General features: G+C 69.8%; 13 protein-coding genes and 1 pseudogene. 10 read left to right on the top strand and 4 right to left on the bottom strand.

Going from position 1 to position 16234, the window contains the following annotated elements; translation table 11 throughout:
• Positions 1 to 759: 759 nt before the first annotated feature.
• Positions 760 to 2739 (top strand): BCCT family transporter, encoded by a 1980-nt coding sequence (locus ABD907_RS18195; protein WP_345218136.1) that lies wholly within the window; start codon positions 760 to 762, stop codon positions 2737 to 2739.
• Positions 2736 to 4343 carry a choline-sulfatase gene (gene betC / locus ABD907_RS18190; protein ID WP_345218134.1) on the top strand — a complete coding sequence of 536 codons (1608 nt, stop codon included), beginning with the start codon at positions 2736 to 2738 and terminating at the stop codon, positions 4341 to 4343. The genes ABD907_RS18195 and betC overlap by 4 nt, the downstream gene beginning before the upstream one ends.
• Positions 4344 to 4418: 75 nt before the next feature.
• On the opposite strand, the gene ABD907_RS18185 is transcribed toward betC, so the two are convergent.
• The 4 genes and pseudogenes from ABD907_RS18185 to ABD907_RS21305 form a co-directional block, all read right to left on the bottom strand.
• The gene (locus tag ABD907_RS18185) at positions 4419 to 6011 is read right to left on the bottom strand and encodes a GMC family oxidoreductase (protein WP_345218132.1); all 1593 of its coding nucleotides are present in this window, start codon (positions 6009 to 6011) and stop codon (positions 4419 to 4421) included.
• A 96-nt stretch (positions 6012 to 6107) separates the two neighbouring features.
• Positions 6108 to 7592: an aldehyde dehydrogenase family protein gene (locus tag ABD907_RS18180; RefSeq protein WP_345218130.1), complete on the bottom strand. Its 1485-nt coding sequence runs from the start codon at positions 7590 to 7592 to the stop codon at positions 6108 to 6110.
• On the bottom strand, positions 7585 to 7755 hold the full coding sequence (locus tag ABD907_RS18175) for a hypothetical protein (protein WP_345218945.1): 171 nt from the start codon (positions 7753 to 7755) through the stop codon (positions 7585 to 7587). The genes ABD907_RS18180 and ABD907_RS18175 overlap by 8 nt, the downstream gene beginning before the upstream one ends.
• A gap of 6 nt (positions 7756 to 7761) precedes the next feature.
• Positions 7762 to 7867: pseudogene (locus tag ABD907_RS21305) on the bottom strand (BCCT family transporter); the annotation flags it as partial.
• 120 nt (positions 7868 to 7987) lie between these two features.
• Here ABD907_RS21305 and ABD907_RS18165 point away from each other — a divergent pair.
• From ABD907_RS18165 to ABD907_RS18130, 8 genes are all read left to right on the top strand, one after another.
• Positions 7988 to 9256: an ATP-binding protein gene (locus tag ABD907_RS18165; RefSeq protein ID WP_345218128.1), complete on the top strand. Its 1269-nt coding sequence runs from the start codon at positions 7988 to 7990 to the stop codon at positions 9254 to 9256.
• Positions 9257 to 9530: 274 nt separating this feature from the next.
• Entirely contained in the window at positions 9531 to 10532 is a 1002-nt protein-coding gene (locus ABD907_RS18160) for a LacI family DNA-binding transcriptional regulator (RefSeq protein WP_345218126.1), read from the top strand.
• Positions 10533 to 10574: 42 nt separating this feature from the next.
• Positions 10575 to 11468, top strand: a complete 894-nt coding sequence (locus ABD907_RS18155; RefSeq protein WP_345218123.1) for a creatininase family protein — start codon at positions 10575 to 10577, stop codon at positions 11466 to 11468.
• A gap of 32 nt (positions 11469 to 11500) precedes the next feature.
• Positions 11501 to 12151, top strand: a complete 651-nt coding sequence (locus tag ABD907_RS18150) for a class II aldolase/adducin family protein (RefSeq protein WP_345218121.1) — start codon at positions 11501 to 11503, stop codon at positions 12149 to 12151.
• Positions 12151 to 13395, top strand: a complete 1245-nt coding sequence (locus ABD907_RS18145; protein WP_345218120.1) for a Tm-1-like ATP-binding domain-containing protein — start codon at positions 12151 to 12153, stop codon at positions 13393 to 13395. The genes ABD907_RS18150 and ABD907_RS18145 overlap by 1 nt, the downstream gene beginning before the upstream one ends.
• 56 nt (positions 13396 to 13451) lie before the next feature.
• Positions 13452 to 14555: a zinc-dependent alcohol dehydrogenase gene (locus ABD907_RS18140; protein ID WP_345218118.1), complete on the top strand. Its 1104-nt coding sequence runs from the start codon at positions 13452 to 13454 to the stop codon at positions 14553 to 14555.
• 45 nt (positions 14556 to 14600) lie between these two features.
• Positions 14601 to 15362: an ABC transporter ATP-binding protein gene (locus tag ABD907_RS18135; RefSeq protein WP_345218117.1), complete on the top strand. Its 762-nt coding sequence runs from the start codon at positions 14601 to 14603 to the stop codon at positions 15360 to 15362.
• Positions 15359 to 16222 (top strand): ABC transporter permease, encoded by an 864-nt coding sequence (locus ABD907_RS18130; protein ID WP_345218115.1) that lies wholly within the window; start codon positions 15359 to 15361, stop codon positions 16220 to 16222. Before ABD907_RS18135 ends, ABD907_RS18130 begins: the two co-directional genes overlap by 4 nt.
• Positions 16223 to 16234 lie beyond the last annotated feature (12 nt).

Raw genomic sequence — 16234 nt, 5'->3', positions numbered from 1 at the left:
GTTGGAATCAAGGACCGCCCGTCTGGCCGCACCTCCGTCGCGGGCCGGCGCTCGTCGGGACCCGGGCAGTAGATATTGCCTACTTGAAGGTGTCGAAACTGTCGACCAGCCGGCGTCGAAGCTGTCGGTCAAGCTCACGGCCGACCGCCGCGCTACTGGTTATCTAGCGGAGTTCAGCTCGAGCCGCGGTCCAGGGCCCGAACTGCTTGCGCAGCTCGAGCTCGCCAGTCCGGACCGCGCGACGGATCATCCGGCACCAGATGACGCGGGCGTCGCCGACGTCGTCCTCCAGTAGGGCAGCGCCCAGATGACCACACCGCCTCGGCGGTCGACTCGCTCAGGGCTTTGAGGATCCCGCGCGTCTGAATGCCGACATCGGGTTTGCCACCTTCGCCCAGTGCTGCCAGGCCGCGGCGATCTCTCCAACGTACCGACGTCATCGAGCGAGTGACCGACGGCCAGTGCCTGAAGAATGAGGATTGCCATGCTCGTGTCGCACGCAGCTGGCGCGGAAAGCGCTCGCGGCGGCCCTGATCCGCGGCCGGGGCCGATCCGGAAACGCCCGGCCCGAGGGGCCTTGCACGGCTGGGCGACGGCGGCAGTAGGCGACGCCCCAGCGCATGGTTACAGTGGCAGGGCCCTACTCCCCGTGGTCCGGCCCAGGCCGGACCTGATCACCGGTGCGGCTGGTCCGATCCGTCGGAGGTCGTGACCGCCCCCGTGCGTGGGAGTCCGCCACCCGAACGGAGCTGTTCTGTGATGACCGAGGACGAATCTGCCGCTGGCAGGAGAGGGCCCACCGGCTCAGGACGAACGGATCGTCGCGGTGGGGATCGCCTGCCCAGCCTGGACTACGCACGTCCGAAGTACCCGCACAACATCCACCCCGCTCTGGTGCCGGGCATCGGCATCGACGACCAGCGTCGCCTCTACCACGTCGACAAGATCGTCTTCGGGGCGGCAGGCGTCCTCACCGTCGCCTTCGTGATCTGGGGCATCGTCGATCCGGCGAGCGTCGGCACCGTCGCCGACGCGGCCTATGGCTGGACGATGAGCCATCTGGGCTGGATGTTCAATGCCGTCGCCACCGTGGTGCTGGTCGCGATGATCATCCTCAGCCTCTCCCGCTACGGAAAGATCCCGTTGGGCAAGGACGGGGAGAAGCCGGAGTTCTCCACCTTCTCCTGGGTGGCGATGCTGTTCGCCGCCGGGCTGGGCATCGGCGTGATGTTCTGGGGCCCGGCCGAGCCGCTCACCTACTTTCTCTCGCCGCCGCCGCTGACGAACGAGGCGGAGTCCGTCGAGGCTATGCACTACGCCATGGCCCAGACGTACTACCACTGGGGCTTTCACGCCTGGGCGATGTACGCGCTGGTCGGCGGCGCCGTCGCCTACGCGGCCTACCGCCGCGGGCGCTCGCTGCTGATGTCCTCGATCTTCCAGCACCTGTTCGGCAAGCGGCGCACCGAAGGCTGGGCCGGGCAGCTGGTGGACACCTTCGCGATCATCGCGACCCTCTTCGGCACCGCCGCCGCCCTCGGCATCGCGGCGCTGCAGATCGGCCAGGGCGTCGTCATCGTCTCCGGCGCCTCGGAGCTGACCAACACCGTCCTGCTGCTGGTCATCGCCGTGCTGGCCGTCGGGTTCGTGATCTCCGCCGTCTCGGGCGTCTCCCGCGGCATCCGCTACCTCTCCAGCTTCAACATCGTGCTCACCATCGGCTTCACCGGCCTGGTGTTCCTGCTGGGGCCGACCCTGTTCCTGCTGAACCTGCTCCCGTCGGGGGTCATGGAGTACGTCGGTTCGCTGTTCGACCTGATGGCGCGCTCGGCCTCCTGGGGCCAGGAGACGCTCGACTTCCAGTCCGCGTGGACCGTGTACTACTGGGCGTGGTGGATCTCCTGGTCGCCCTTCGTCGGCATCTTCATCGCCCGCATCTCGCGGGGACGCAGCATCCGCCAGTTCGTCCTCGGCGTCATCCTGATCCCCTCGTCGCTGCTGTTCATCGCCTACGGGATCATGGGCGGGACCGCCATCTCGATGTACCGAGAGGGCGGGCTGGGTGTGATCGAGGAGGTCAACGCCCCCGAGGTCCTCTTCTCCATCGTGGACAACCTGCCCTTCGCCAGCGTGATGCCGCTGCTGATCATGGTGATCCTGGCGATCTTCTTCATCACCGCCGCCGACTCCGCCTCGGTGGTGATGGGCATCCTCACCACCCGGGGAAGCTTCGACCCGCCCAAGGTGCTGGTGGTCTTCTGGGGTCTGGTGATGGCCGGCATCGCCGTGGTCATGCTGCTGCTGGGCAACGAATCCGCCCTCCAGGGCCTGCAGTCACTGGTGATCGTCACCGCCGTGCCTTTCGCCCTCGTGATGCTCCTGATCGTCGTGGCGTGGTTCCGTGAGCTGCGCACGGACCCGCACACCCTGCGCCAGCAGTACGCGGAGGCCGCCGTCAGCAACGCCGTCGTGGACGGCGTGGACAAGTACGACGACGACTTCAGTCTGCAGGTCGTCCGAGCCGAGCCCGGAGAGGGCGCCGGCGCCGGGGTCGACTCAACCCACGCCGACTACACCGAGTGGTACCAGCGCACCGACGAGCACGGTGAGCCCGTCGGCTACGACTTCGAGACCGGAGAATGGGCCGACGGCTGGACCCCGGAGACCGAGGAGGACGACAGCGCCTCGACGTCGCCGGAGGTCACCGACACCCCGAGCAGGCGAGAGGACACGCCATGAAACCGAACATCGTCGTCATCCAGGCTGACCAGATGGCCGCGCAGGCGCTCGGCGCCTACGGGGACAAAGCCGCTCTGACCCCGAACATCGACGCCCTCGCGGCGGACGGCGCGGTGTTCGACCGCGCGTACTGCAACACCCCGCTGTGCGCCCCCTCCCGGGCGTCGATGATGACCGGCCGCATGCCCTCCGAGATCGGCTGCTACGACAACGGAGACGACTTCGGTGCCTCGACGCCGACGTTCGCCCACCACCTGCGCGCGGCCGACTACCACACGGCGCTGGTGGGCCGCATGCACTTCATCGGCCCTGACCAGCACCACGGGTTCGAGCAGCGGCTGACCACCGACGTCTACCCGGCGGACATGGACATGGTCCCGGACTGGCAGCGGGATCTCGGCGACCGGCTGCAGTGGTACCACGACGCCGACGCCGTCTTCACCGCCGGAGTCTCGAAGGCCACCGTCCAGCAGGACTTCGACGATGAGGTGGGCTTCCATACGCTGCGCCATCTCAACGACCGGGTCAGAGCGAACCGGGCCGCGGGGGAGGACATCCCCTTCCTCATGGTCACCAGCTTCATCCATCCCCACGACCCGTACGAGCCCCCCCAGGAGCACTGGGACCGGTTCGCCGACGTCGACATCCCCGATCCCGCGCACCCGCAGGTGCCGAGCCCGGAGGAGGATCCGCACAGCCACCGCCTGCGCGCGATGAGCGGATTCGACCGGCGCGAGCCGACCCTCGACGAGGTCCGGCGCGCCCGGCGCTCCTACTACGCCGCGGTGAGCTACATCGACGATCACGTGGGCCGGATCCGTGAGCGCCTGGAGACCCTTGGGCTGCTCGAGAACACGGTCATCATCGTCACCAGCGATCACGGCGACATGCTGGGCGAGAAGGGCCTGTGGTACAAGATGTCGCCGTACGAGGAATCCTCCCGCGTGCCGATGATCGTCTACGGACCGGAGCACCTGGTGCCCCGTGGCCGGTACACGAACCCGGTCTCGCTGCTCGACCTCATGCCGACCCTGCTGGAACTGGCCGGAGCGCCCGGTGACCCGGCCGCCGCCCGCGACCAGGATCCAGCGCCGGGCGGTGAACGGACGACCGGCGAGGGCGACCTCCCGCGCTACGGCATGTCACTGCTGGAATCCGCTCGCCGCGAGGCCGACGGGAGGGCCGGCCCCGAGGACCGCGACGTCGTCATCGAGTACCTCGCCGAGGGGACGCTGCGCCCGCAGCTGAGCCTGGTGCGCGGCCAGTACAAGTACGTGATCTGCCCGGGCGATCCCGACCAGCTGTTCGACCTGGCCGCCGACCCGAAGGAGCTGACCAACGTCGCCGAGCGTCCCGAGCACGCCGAGCTCGTCAGCCGCCTGCGCGGCGTGCTGGAGAACCAGTACGATCTCGCCGCCCTGGAGGAGGACGTCCTGGCCAGCCAGGCACGGCGCCGCCTGGTGGCCGGGGCGCTGCAGCACGGCACGGCACGACCCTGGGACTTCGTCCCGGACGCCACGCAGCGCTACGTGCGCGGTGACTTCTGGGGCGCGCTCCAGTTCGGGCAGATCCGCGACGCGGCCCCGATGGAGGAGACCTCCTGAGCCGTTGACCGAGCCCGTTGACGGAACGGCTCACGGATGCGTGGGGTCAGGACTCGTGAGCCCGCCGAGCCGTGGTCAGGAGTCCTGTGCGCCCCGGATCAGGTCTGCGGCGCGCTCACCGATCAGCATCGTGGTGATGTTGGGGTTCACCGCGACCAGCTGAGGCATCACCGAACCGTCGACCACGCGCAGTCCCGTGACGCCCTTGACCCGCAGCTGCGGATCCAGCGGCGAGGCGTCGTCATCGGCCGGTCCCATCCGGCAGGAGCCGGCCGGGTGGTAGACGGTGTTGTGCGTCCGGGCGACGTAGTCGGCGATCTCCTCGTCACTCTGGACGTCCTCGCCCGGGTACAGCTCGCGGCCCCGGAACGCGTCCATACCGGGCTGGGAGACGATCTCTCGGGCCTTGCGGATACCGGCGACGGCGACGGCCATGTCGTGGCCGTCCTCGTCGGTGAAGTAGCGCGGGTCGACCTTCGGCTTGTCCCGGAAGTCGATCGAGCGCAGCCGCACCGTGCCGCGGGAGCGGGCGTGGGTGATGTTCGGCGTCAGCGCGAAGGACTCCGGGGAGGTCGGGTATCCCTGCCGGCGGGTGTGCATGTCGAAGGGCACCGAGCCGTAGTGCATCATCAGATCCGGCAGGTCCAGGCCCTCCTGGGTGTGCGTGAAGATCCCGATCTCCCACCACTGCGTCGCATCGCGCGTCATCTTCTGCGTGGATTCCCAGGAGATCACGGCCTCCGGGTGGTCCTGCAGGTTCGAGCCGACGCCGGGGGATCCCACGCGCACGTCGATGCCGATCTCGCGCAGGTGATCGGCCGGACCGATGCCGGAGAGCATCAGCAGCTTGGGCGAGTCGATCGCGCCGGCGGAGAGGATCACCTCGCGGCGTACGTGCATCACCGAGGAGCGGCCGAAGGCATTGTCGACGTACTCGACGCCGGTCGCCCGCTGGTCGGCGTCGAAGAGGACCTGCGCCACGTGGTGACCGGTGAGGATGTGCAGGTTCTCCCGCTCCATGACCGGGTGCAGGTAGGACACGGAGGACGACGAACGGGTGCCGTCGGCCTTGCGGTTGACCTGGAACCAGTTCGCACCGTTGACCACGGTCTCGAAGTCGTTGAACGTGGCCTTGGGGATGCCGGCCTGCTCGCACGCCTCCAGCAGGGCGACCCCCAGCGGATCCTCGGCGGGGACGTCCATGAGGTGGACCGGACCGTCGGTGCCGTGCCCCTCGCCGCTGCGGGAGCTGTTGGTCTCCAGGCGCTCGATGAGCGGCAGGACCGTCTCGGCGTTCCAGCCCTCGGCGCCCAGCTTCTCCCACAGGTCCATGTCCTCGGCCGGAGGGTAGAAGGCGATGCAGGAGTTGTGCGAGGAGCAGCCTCCCAGCACCTTCCCACGCGCATGGCGCATGAAGGAGTTGCCGTTCTCCTGCGGCTCGATCGGGTAGTCCCAGTCGAGCCCGGATTCGAGCAGCTCGGGCCAGCGCTGGAGGTCCAGGACCTCGGCGTGGTCGAGGTCGGAGTCGCCGGCCTCGAGGAGGGCGACCTCGACGCTCGGGTCCTCGCTCAGGCGTGCGGCGACCACCGCGCCCGCGGACCCGCCGCCGACCACGATGTAGTCGTACTCGGTGACGGGGTTCTCGGAGGGCAGGTCCTGTACGGACATCGTGTCTTCTTCCTGTCGTTCCGTGTGAATGGGGAGGCCGATCAACTGAGCTTGCTGGGCTGATCTCCTACCGCTCGCAAGTTCGCAGTACGTCGATCAGCCTTTACGCGGGAACCAGCCGGAGACCGCGGGCTCGGTGTTCTCGTAGATGTGCTTGGCCTCGGTGTACTCCTCGAGGCCGGAGGGGCCGAGCTCGCGGCCGACGCCGGACTTCTTGAAGCCGCCCCACTCCGCCTGCGGCAGGTAGGGGTGGAAGTCGTTGATCCAGATGGTGCCGTGGCGCAGGCGCCGGGAGACCCGGTTGGCGGTGCCGGAGTTCGAGGTCCACACCGCACCGGCCAGGCCGTACTCGGTGTCGTTGGCGATCGCGATCGCCTCCTCCTCGGTGGAGAAGGTCTCCACGGTGATCACCGGGCCGAAGCCCTCCTCGATCACGGCCGGGTTCTCGGCGGTGCACTGGTCCAGGACCGTCGGAGAGTAGAAGAAGCCCTGCTCGTGCTCGGGGCCGCCCCAGTTCCCCCCGGTGCGCAGGCGGGCACCGGCCTCGATGCCGCGAGTGACGTAGTCGGTGACCTTGTCGCGGTGTTCGGCGGAGACCAGCGGGCCGGTCTCCGCGTCCTCGTCGAGCGGGCCGCCCATCACGATGCCCTCGGCGCGCTGGACGAGGTCGTCGACGAACTGCTCGGCGATGGTGTCCTGGATGATCAGACGCGTGCCCGCGGAGCAGACCAGGCCCGAATCGAGGAACCCGGCGTTCAGTGCGTTGTCCAGCGCCGCCTCGTAGTCGGCGTCGGCGAAGACCAAGTTGGGGTTCTTGCCACCGAGCTCGAGGGCGACCTTCTTGATGCCGGTGGCGGCGGACTCGGCGATCTTGCGGCCGGTGGCCAGACCGCCGGTGAAGGAGATGAGGTCGATATCCGGGTGGGAGGACAGAGGAGCACCGACGACGCCTCCCGCGCCGAGCACGAGGTTGGCGACCCCGGCAGGAAGGCCGAGCTTGTCCAGCACGTCCAGGATCAGGATCGTGGTGTGCGGGGTCAGCTCGGCCGGCTTGATGATGAAGGAGTTGCCTGCGGCCAGTGCCGGGGCGATCTTCCACGAGGCCTGCAGCAGCGGGAAGTTCCAAGGGGTGATCATCCCGCACACGCCGACGGGCTCGTGGACCACGCGGGAGATGACGCTGCCGTCGCCGGCGTCGACGAGTCGCCCGGGATTCTGGTCGGCGATCTTCCCGAAGTAGCGGAAGCAGGCGGTGATGTCGTCCATGTCGCCCTCGGCCTCAACCAGGCGCTTGCCGGTGTCGAGCGCCTCGGCGCGGGCGAACTCGTCCTTGCGGGCCTGCAGCGCGTCGGCGACCTGCAGCAGGAAGTCGCCACGCTCGGAGGCCGGCTTGTCGGCCCAGACGCGGGATTCGAAGGCCGCTCGCGCCGCGAGGATGGCGCGCTCGACGTCCTCGGCGGTCGCCTCGCTGACCACGCCGACCTCGCTCTGATCGGCCGGGCAGGTCACGGTGCGGGTCTCGCCGGAGGAGGAGGGGACCCACTCTCCGTCGATGTACAGCGTGGCGGTCTGGTCAGTCATGACGCTCATTCTCCTCCGTCGTGGGTGCGCCCAGGACATCGGCGATGACCTGATCCTTCGTGTACCCCATGATGTCGCGTCCCCGCGAGCCGAGGGTCGAGAAGATCTCGATGCGGTAGTCGGTGTCCTTCACGGCGGCCCGGTTCGCCGCGAAGTTCGGCACGGAGTACGCCACGGTAGGCGAACAGGCCGAAGGCCATCCCCATCAGGGCGTACATCGCCCAGCCTGGGATGCCGTAGTGGAAGATCGTCCAGATCGTTGCCATCCGCGCGGACCGGCTGTGTCGCCGCACCGCCGCCACGGGTCGGCTCGTGGCGGCGATGGCCGTCGATCTTGCCTTGTTGAAGGTGTCGAAACTGTCGACTAGCTGGCGTCGAAATTGTAGGTTTGACCCATGGTCACCTACCAGCGCCGCATCGTCGACGACACGCTCGATGCGCTCACCGGCGGCCTGCCCGCGGTGGCGCTGGAGGGCGCCAAGGGCGTCGGCAAGACCGCGTCCGCCGTCGAGCGCGCCGACGACGTGGTCCGCTTCGACGTCCCGGCGGAACTGAGCGCATTCTCCGCCGCGCCCTTCGACCTCTCCGCCAGCGGCACCCTGCTGCTCGACGAGTGGCACCTCTACCCCGAGTGCTGGGACCAGGTGCGCCGCGCAGTCGACGCCGGCGCTCCCCCAGGGTCGTTCATCCTGGCCGGATCAACTGCTCCGGTCGGTACGCGCATCCACTCCGGCGCAGGGCGAATCGTTCCGCTCAGGATGCGCCCACTCTCCCTCGCCGAGCGTGGCACGGCCACGCCCGCGGTGTCGCTGACCAACCTTCTCGACGGCGGACGTGAGCCCGTCAGGGCACGCACCGACGTCGTGCTGGCGGACTACGTCGACGAGATCTTCCGATCGGGCTACCCCGGGATCAGGAATCAGCCCGACGGGTTCCGGAACCGCGCGCTCGACGGATACCTGACGCACACGATCGAGCGCGAATTCGTCGAGCAGGGCACGGCCGTCCGCCGTCCGCAGACACTCGCCGCATGGTTGCGTGCCTACGCGGCCGCCACCGCGACGAACACCTCGTACTCCAACCTTCTCGACGCCGCGACGGCCGGCCTGCCGAACAAGCCGAGCCGTGACACCACGACCGTCTACCGGGACGTCCTGTCGCGGACCTTCGTCCTCGACCCGATCGACGCGTGGATCCCGGTGTTCAATCCCCTGAAGCAGCTGGCGCAGGCACCGAAACACTTCTTGGCCGATCCCGCGCTCGCCGCACGCCTGCTGGAGCTCGACCAGGCAGCGGTGGCGGCGGGACGCGACGACGTCCGCCTCGACCCGCGCGGCGGCTCGATGCTCGGGCCCCTGTTCGAGCATCTTGTCGCGCAATCGGTGCTCGTGTACGCGCAGGCGTCCGACGCACGCGTGCATCACCTGCGACAGCATCACGGTCGCCACGAGGTGGACCTCATCGTGGAGCGTGGCCGCCGTGTCGTCGCCATGGAGGTCAAGCTCGCGGCCGACGTGGACGACACAGACGTGAAGCATCTCGTGTGGCTGCGCGCGCAGCTCGGCGAGGACCTGGCGGATGCCCTGGTGATCACCACCGGAACACGTGCCTACCGCCGACCCGACGGCATCGCTGTCGTACCCGCCGCGCTCCTGGGGGTCTAGCGGGGTTCGGCTCGAACCGCACGCCTCCTCGAACCGTCGCTGACGCTGCCCCGAGTCGCGGCCGGGAGCACGTTCAGAACCTCGCACCGAGGGGTTGACCCACCGCCTGCGTGCGTCTACCTTCAATAGTAAGCGGTTTCTATCTAGCGCATTAGTTGCATTGTTTGTAGTAGCCGGTTACTACAACCACCGGTTACACATCGCACCCGACGGTGGGTGCGACTCCCCCAGCCATCCGGACCGACGCATCGACGCGGAGGAGGCAGCAGTGGTCGTGACGATCCGAGACGTGGCCGAGGCCGCCGGTGTGTCCGTCGCGACCGTGTCCCGCATCGCCTCCGGCTCCGACTACCCGGTCGGCGCCCGCACCCGCGAACGCGTCGAGGCCGTCATCTCGGCCCTGGACTATCGCCCGAACCAGAGCGCGACCGACCTGAGTCGCCGCGACACGCATCTCGTCGGCGTCCTCGCGCCGGACATGGCGAACCAGTACTACGCCGAGGTCACCCGCGGCATCGAGGACGCCGCCCAGACGGCCGGCTACCAGGTCCTCTTCTCCAGCACCGACCGGCGCAAGGGACGAGCGGAGAGCGCCCTGGAGGCGCTGCTGCGCCGTCGGGTGGCCGCCCTGGTGATCCTCGGCGGCGGCGACGAGGTCAGCCTCACCCGCAAGCAGGTCACCGCCTACGGCACCGAGGTCGTGCTGGTCGGGCGCCCCTCGGACGAGTTCCCCACCATCCAGACCGACGGCGAGAGCGCCGGCCAGGAGATGGCCAGCCACTTCGTCGGCCTCGGCCACGAGCGCATCGCCTTCATCGCCGGCTCCCGCGGCTCCACCGCCACGCGCCTGCGCCTGGCCGGCGTGCGCAAGACCCTGCGCGGCGCCGGCCTGGCGAACCCGGCCACGGCCAGGGGCGGATACACCGAGGAGGGCGGCTACCGCGCCGCGCGCGAGCTCCTCGAGCAGGCCGCCCCGGGCGAGCGCCCCACCGCGATCATCGCCGCCAACGACCGCATGGCCATCGGCGCCATGGCCGCGGCGAACGACCTCGGCCTACGCGTGCCGGACGACGTCGCCCTCGCGGGGTTCGACGACACCCCGATCTCGGCGTACGTGCGGCCGGCGCTCACCACATTCTCGCTCCACTCCGCCCAGCTCGGGGCGGAGGCCATGCAGCAGATCTTGGACAGAGAGGAAGGGGACACCGCCATCCGCCACCGGACGGTGGAGGGCGAGATCGTCGTGCGGGCCAGCTGCGGAGCGCGACCCGCCTGACACGAACGCCACAGGTTCGACGAGACGAAGGAGTTCTCAGACATGTCGGTGAAGGACTACGCGAAGACCGATGCCGCGACAGACCGCAAGCACAACATCCTCGGGATGTCGTTCTCGGAGGTCGCCGAGCGTCTGAAGGAGAACGGGCAGGACACCGTCCTCGTCCCGATGGGCAGCACCGAGAAGCACGGCGCGCACATCCCGCTCGGCACGGACAGCTACGTGACGATGGAGGTCGTCTACCGCGCCGCCGAGGCGGTGGACGTGCTGCACACACCCCTGCAGCCCTTCGGCTACTCGCCCCACCACATGGGCCGCAACGAGGAGGGCGCCGGCACCATCACCCTGCAGGCCGAGACCTACCGGCGGGTCCTGCACGACGTCGCCCGGAGCCTGATCTACCACGGCGTCAAGAAGATCGTCTTCGTCTCCCACCACGGCTCCAACACCAAGCCGATCGACGAGATCATGCGCCGGCTGCGCTACGACACCGGTGCCTACATCTCCTTCTACAAGACGCCCACCGAGCGCGAGGCGAACGTCGTCCAGCACCTCTTCGACAACCCGCCCGAGGAGACCCCGGGCTGGCACTCCTCGGAGCTGGAGACCGCCTGCCTCATGGCGACGGCGGACAACCTGGTCCACATGGACCGCGCGGTCGACGACCGTGCCCACGCGCCCGCCTACATGGGTCCGGCGTTCTCCAAGATCGACGGCACCGGGACCGTGAAGTTCCAGAACTCGGAGAACATCTGGGTGCCGATGGAGCACCACGAGTACTCGGACACCGCCACCATCGGCAACCCGTTCCGGGCCACGAAGGAGAAGGGCCTGGCGATCTTCGACGCCATGGCCGAGCACCTCGCCGCGTACGTCCAAGAGGTCCGCAAGTTCGAGGTCGGCGAGGTCTCCAGCGACTACCCCGAGCGGGCCTGAACGCACCACGACACCACCTCGGAGGTGGTCAGATGATCGGCGTCGAGCCGACGGACGAGCTCCGTGAGGAGCTGGCCCGCCTGTCCCGCCGCAGCTTCGAGCGCGGACTCGTGCCCGGGGTCAGCGGGAACAACTCCATCCGCCGCCCCGGCACGGACACGATGGTCATCAAGACGTCGGGCTGCTGCCAGGGGGACATGACCGCCGAGGACACGGTGGTGATGACCTTCGACGGCGAGGTGCTGGACGAGGACCGGCGGCCGAGCAAGGAGTGGCAGTTCCACGCGGCCATCTACCGGAGCCGGCCCGAGGTGGGCGCGATCGCGCACCTGCACCCGCCGCTGTCGGTGGCGTACTCCGTGGCGGGCCAGATCCCGCCGCTGGTGACCGCCGCCGCCCGCGGGCACGTCCGCGAGATCGCCGAGGTGCCGCTGCTGCCGGCCGGCTCGAAGGAGCTGGCGGACGCCGTCGAGGGCGTCATGGCGGGCACCGAGGTGCGGGTGGTCCTCATGCGCGAGCACGGCACCATCGCCGTCGGGCCGGACCTCGACACGGCCGTGCACCGCACGGACTACATGGAGGACAACGCCCGCGTGGCGCTGGCGGCCGGGATCCTCACGTCCCGGCCGCCCGGGGACATCGAGCTCGCCCACGACCCGGACCCGACGGCGGAAGGCGCCTGATGCCGAGCCCGGGAGCGCCGACGATCGCCGTCCTGGCCACGGTGGACACCAAGGCCGCCGAGGCGCGCTACCTCGCGGCCGAGATCGTGGCCCGCGGGGGCGCGGCCCGCGTCGTCGACATCGGCCTGGACGCCTCGCACGGCGAACCGGTCGCCGTCACGGCGGACGACCTCGCCGGCCGGGCGGGCCGGAGGGTTGTCGACCTGCGGGCCGGCCCGCGGCACGAGGCGATGACCACCGTGGGCGAGGCGGCCGGCGCGGTACTGAGCGAGTGGTTCGCCGCCGGTGAGCTGCACGGCAGCATCGCGGTGGGCGGCAACCAGGGCACCGCCGTCGCCGCCATCGCGATGCGGCACCTGCCGATCGGGCCGCCCAAGCTCATCGTCTCCACGGTCGCGTCCGGCAACGTGCGCGACTACGTGCGGGACTCCGACATCACCATGCAGTTCTCCGTCGGGGACCTGCTCGGCGGGCCGAACCGGGTCACCGGGATGATCCTGCGCCGCTCGGCCGCGGCGGTCGTCGCCATGGCCACCTCGGCCGCCACTACCGACCCGTCCGAGGACGACGGCGCCCCCACCGTCGGGATCACGGCGTTCGGCAACACCGAGCCCGCCGTCGTCGCCGCCATCGCCCACCTGCGCGAGGGCGGCGTCGCCTGCGTGCCGTTCCACGCCTCCGGCGCCTGCGGCTCGGCGATGGAACGCCTGCTCGACGACGGCGTCCTCACCGGCGTCCTGGACCTCACCACCCACGAGGTCCTCGGCGAGATCGAGCCGGCCGACATCTACGCACCGGTGCGTCCCGGACGGCTCACCGCCGCCGGGCGGCGCGGGGCGCCGCAGGTGGTCGTGCCCGGCGGGCTGGAGTACTTCTGCTTCGGCGCGCCGGAGACCATCCCGGCGGCCTACCGCGACCGCCCGGTCCACGTGCACAACCCCTACAACACGAACGTGCGGACCTCGGCGGACGACCTGTCCGCCGTCGGGCGCCTCGTCGCCGAGCGTCTCAACGCCGCCCGCGGCCCGGTGGCCGTGCTCGTGCCCACCAAGGGCTGGTCCGGCGTCGGCAGCCCCGGCGGCGTGCTGCACGACCCGGACGCCAACCAGGCGTTCGTCGACGTGCTCGAGCGCGAACTGGACCCGCGGGTCCGGCTCGAGCTGCACGACACCACCATCAACGACCCCGCGTTCGCATCGGCAGCGGCGTCGACCCTGCTGGAGCTGATGCCGGCGCCGCACTAGCGGCCTGACCGCGCCGCCCGGCGGCGCGCGGACGACTCGAAGCGAAGGAGCATCGAATGGTTGCGGAACACGTGGCGACCGACCCACGACCGGCGAACGACCTCCCCGAGACGATGCGGGCGGCGGTGATGTTCGGCCCCGGCGACATCCGGGTGGTCGACAAGCCGGTGCCGCGCCCCGGCCCCGGCGAGGTCCTCGTCAAGGTCTCCGTCTGCGGCATGTGCGGCACGGACCTGAAGATCTACGACGGCCACTTCCCCGGCACTCCCCCGTACGGCACCTACACGCCCGGGCACGAGTGGGCCGGCACGGTCGTCGAGGTCGGCGAGACCGTCGACGAGGTGGAGACCGGCGATCGCGTCTGCATCGAGGCGCACCACGGGTGCGGGCGGTGCGAGAACTGCATGGCCGGCCAGTACACGGCGTGCCTGAACTACGGCGACGTCGCCAAGGGGCACAAGGCCTCCGGGATGACGGTCGACGGCGGGTTCGCCGAGTACGCGATCCACCACGTCGCGGCGCTGTCGAAGATGCCGGACAACGTCTCGGACCTCGACGCCGTGCTCATCACCACGGCGGGCACGGGCCTGTTCGGCATCGACATGATCGGCGGCTACCTGCTCGGCAAGGACGTCGTGATCTTCGGGCCCGGCCCGGTGGGCCTGATGACCGTGCAGGCCGCGAAGCAGCTCGGCGCGCGGCGGGTCATCCTCGTCGGCACCCGCGCGAGCCGGCTCGCCAAGGGCAAGGACCTCGGCGCCGACCACGTGATCGACGCCAATGAGACCGACCCCGTCGCCGAGATCCGGCGGCTCACCGGCGAGGGCGCCGACGTCGTCATCGAGTCCTCCGGGAACGTGCGCACGCCCCAGCAGTGCGTCGAGTCCGTGCGGCGCGGCGGGACCATCCTCGTCGTCGCCTTCTACCCCGAGCCGGTCACGATCGACCTGGCCGCGGTCGTGCGCCAGGGCGTCCAGCTGCACACCACGCGCGGCGAGGGCGGCAACAACGTCCGCCGTGCCCTGGCGCTGGCCGAGATGGGCCGGCTGCGCGGCGAGGAGCTCGTCACGCACGAGTTCCCCCTCGAGGACATCGCGGAGGCACTGCGCGTGGTCCGCGAGCGCGACGGCGACCCCCTCAAGGCCGTCATCCGCCTCTGAGCCGTGCCTCCCAGCTACCCCGCCACCACGAAGGAGTGAATGCACATGACGCAGAGTCTCTGCGTGGAGGACGTCCACGTGACGTTCAAGAACGCCACGATCATCGACGGCCTGTCCCTGACGGTGGACGACGACGAGTTCGTCAGCATCGTGGGCACCTCCGGCTGCGGAAAGACCACCTTCCTCCGGGCGCTCGGCGGGCTGCTGCCGAACAGCGCGCGGATCGGCCGGGCCGACCTGCACGGCCAGCCGCTGCAGGCGCCCGAGCCGCGGGTCACGATGGTCTTCCAGCACTTCGGGCTGTTCCCGTGGAAGACGGTCGAGGAGAACATCCTCTACGGGGTGCGGGTCCAGGGCCGCGAGGCACCGACCGAGCGGATGCAGCACCTGCTGGACGTGATGCACCTGGACGACGCGCGGCAGAAGTATCCGCGCCAGCTCTCCGGCGGGATGAAGCAGCGCACCGGCATCGCGCGGGCGCTCGTGCTCGAGCCGGAGCTGCTGCTGCTCGACGAGCCGCTCAGCGCCGTCGACGCCATCACCCGCGAGGTGATGCAGCAGGAGGTCATCCACCTCATCGAGTCCGAGTCCCGGACCGCGCTGCTGGTCACGCACGACCTGGACGAGGCGATCATCATGTCCGACCGGATCGTGGTGCTCGGCGGGCCGCCCGCGCGGATCCTGCTCGACGTCCGCTCCCCCATCGAGCGGCCCCGGACACTGGAGTCGGTGCGCAGCCACCCCGACTACCTGACGCTTCGCCAGGAGCTGTGGGGCGCGCTGGAGACCGGGAGGTCGGCAGCATGACGACCTCCCCCACGTCGCCGAACATCCAGCCCGGCCGCGTCGACCCGCTCGCGACCACGGCCTCCCAGGAGGAGGTCCGGCAGCGGCGCTCGATGAAGATCAGCCAGCCCACCCCGAGAAAGCGGGTCGTGGTGCGCTACCTCTCGCTGGCCGTGCTGCTCCTTGCGTGGGAGCTGTACGGGCGCAGCGTCAACCCGGTGCTGTTCACCTATCCGGTGGCGATCGTCCAGGCCGCGGTCGACATGATCGCCGACGGCACCTGGCAGACCGCCATGTGGGAGACGACGTCGGTGCTCGCCATCGGCGCCGTCTCCGGCACGGTGCTCGGGATCCTCGTCGGCCTGGCGGCCGGCCGGTTCTGGGTGGCCAAGGAGGTCGTGGACATCCCGATCAACGCCCTCTACGCGCTGCCGGCCGTGGCGCTGATCCCGGTGATCGTGCTGTGGTTCGGCTTCGGCAGCTCGGCGAAGGTCTTCATCGTCGCGTTCTTCGTGTTCTTCCCCGTGGTCATCAACACCACCCGCGGCGTCCAGGAGGTCGAGTCCGAGCTCATCGAGGTGACGCGGTCCTTCTGCTCGCCCGAGCGGGCGGTCTGGCGGGACCTCCTGATCCCGGCGTCGCTGCCCTACGTGTTCACCGGCATCAAGCTCGCCATCGGGCGCGGGCTGGTCGGCGTCATCGTGGCCGAGTTCTTCACCGCGATCTCCGGCCTCGGCAACCTCATCGTCACGAGCGCGAACACGTTCCAGACGGCACGGACCTTCGTGCCCATCGTGACGCTGTCCCTCATCGGCGTGGGCCTGACGGCGCTGCTCGGCGTGGCCGAGCGCCGCCTGGCGCCCTGGCGCCGCGACACCTGACGAATTGGAAGT

The sequence above is a fragment of the Georgenia halophila genome (assembly GCF_039541595.1).
This window is presented reverse-complemented; position numbering and strand designations above follow the sequence as displayed.